This is a genomic window from Macromonas nakdongensis (assembly GCF_002837145.1).
GTDB lineage: Bacteria > Pseudomonadota > Gammaproteobacteria > Burkholderiales > Burkholderiaceae_C > Macromonas_B > Macromonas_B nakdongensis.
Genome location: NZ_NWMV01000137.1, coordinates 1 through 1,754, shown reverse-complemented (window position 1 = coordinate 1,754; position 1,754 = coordinate 1). Strand labels below are relative to the sequence as shown.

Sequence of the window (1,754 nt, the reverse complement as noted above, 5' to 3'; positions counted from 1 at the left end):
AGCGCCTGGCTGGCCGAGCGCGGCCTGGCCGACTGGGCCGAACGTGCCATCGGCAGCCTGAGCCAGGGCCAGCGCCAGCACGTCTGCTGGCTGGCTCTGCTGATCGCCGCGCCCCGGGTGCTGCTGCTGGACGAACCCTACGCCAGCCTGGACCTGCCCGGCCAGGCGCGCCTGCACCGCGAAATCGACCGGGTGCCGCAACAGGTCATCGTCTCCACCCACGTGCTCGACCACGTGCGCCACTACGCCCGCGTGGTCTGGCTGGACCGCGGCCAGGTGCGTGGCGACGGCCCCGGCGCCGAGGTCTGCGCCGCCTACGAAGCGGACGTGGCGCGCCGCGCCGCGAGCGTCCGTGCGTAGCCTGTACAGCGAACACCCCACCTGGCTGCACCGCGTGCCGGCCGGGGCCAAGCTGCTGGTGCTGGCGCTGCTGGGCACCGGCTTGTTCCTGGTCCAGCACCTGGGCGTGTTGGCCGTGGTGGCCAGCGTGTGCGTGCTTGGCTTTGCGTCCCTGGGGCGGGCCACCGCCGGGGTGCGCAAGCTGGTGCTGTCCATCGTGCTGGGCTCGGCCCTGGTGGCGCTGTTCCACGCCGCCCTGGGGCAAGCGCTGTGGGGGCTGACCAGCGCCCTGCGCCTGAGCAGCGTGGCCCTGCTGGGCACCGCGCTGACGCTGACCACCACCCCGTCGGACCTGCTGACGGTGCTGGAGCGCCTGCTGTCGCCCTTGGCCCGGCTGGGCGTGCGGGTGGACCTGCTGGCCCTGCAACTGGCCTTGATGCTGCGCTTCACCGAGCATTTTTTCGTGCTGTGGAAGCGGCTGGACGAGGCCCATCGCCTGCGCACCGGCCGCGCCGGCGGGCTGCGCCTGCTGGCGCCTCTGATCATCCAGACCCTGATGGCAGCGCGCCGCGTTGCCGATACACTCCAGGTCCGCCTGGGCCGGTGAAGGGCGCGGCCGCCCGCCCACCGTGCCCCCACCCTTACACGGAATGTCCATGAACACCAACCGCCATTCGTTTGCGCTCGTGGCGCTGTTTGCCGCCCTGCTGGCCGTCTTCGGCCTGGTGCCGAAAATCGACCTGCCCCTGGGCGTGCCCATCACCCTCCAGACCCTGGGGGTGATGCTGGCGGGTTGCGTGCTCGGCCCCAAGCGGGGCTTGCAGGCGGTGCTGCTGTTCCTGCTGGCGGTGTCGCTCGGCCTGCCCCTGCTGTCGGGCGGGCGCGGCGGCCTGGGGGTGTTTTTCGCACCGTCCAGCGGCTACCTCATCGGCTGGACGTTCGGCGCCTTGGTGACCGGTTGGTGCATGGGCTGGCTGCCGTCGCGCACGCCACGCCAGGCTGGCCTGTCGGCTTTGGCCGCCGCCGCCCTGGGGGGCTTGCTGGTGGTGCACCTGAGTGGCGTGGTGGGCCTGGTGTTCCTGGCCAAGCTGAGCTGGTCGCAGGCGCTGCTGGGCACCCTGGTGTTCGTGCCGGGCGATCTGGTGAAATGTGTCCTGGCGGCCCTGGTGGTGCACACCATCGCCCGCGGCTTGCCCGACTGGCGCTTCGGCGGCCGCGCCACCCCATGAGCCTGGCGGCCGCGGCCGACCTGGTCCACGCCCCGCTGGCGCGTTGGGCGCTCGAACGCCCGCACGCCGTGGCGCTGCAAGACGGCCGCTGCTTCCTGAGTTTTGCCGAGTTGCACACCGCGGTCGGCCAGGTGGCGGCGCGCCTGACGGCGGGCCGGGCCCCGGCCACCGTGTTCGTGGACGCCG

3 protein-coding genes and 1 pseudogene are annotated in these 1,754 nt (G+C 72.7%); all 4 read left to right on the top strand.

Annotated elements, in window-relative coordinates:
- Nucleotides 1-360 (top strand): AAA family ATPase (locus CON77_RS14085; RefSeq protein ID WP_157826984.1); only part of this gene is annotated, 360 nt, incomplete at its 5' end.
- Nucleotides 353-946: a CbiQ family ECF transporter T component gene (locus CON77_RS14080; protein ID WP_101050143.1), complete on the top strand. Its 594-nt coding sequence runs from the start codon at nt 353-355 to the stop codon at nt 944-946. The genes CON77_RS14085 and CON77_RS14080, both read left to right, overlap by 8 nt.
- 49 nt (nt 947-995) lie before the next feature.
- Nucleotides 996-1,568, top strand: coding sequence for a biotin transporter BioY (locus tag CON77_RS14075; protein ID WP_439650584.1), 573 nt, complete (start codon nt 996-998; stop codon nt 1,566-1,568).
- Nucleotides 1,565-1,754, top strand: a pseudogene (locus CON77_RS14070) (AMP-binding protein); the annotation flags it as partial. The gene CON77_RS14075 and the pseudogene CON77_RS14070, both read left to right, overlap by 4 nt.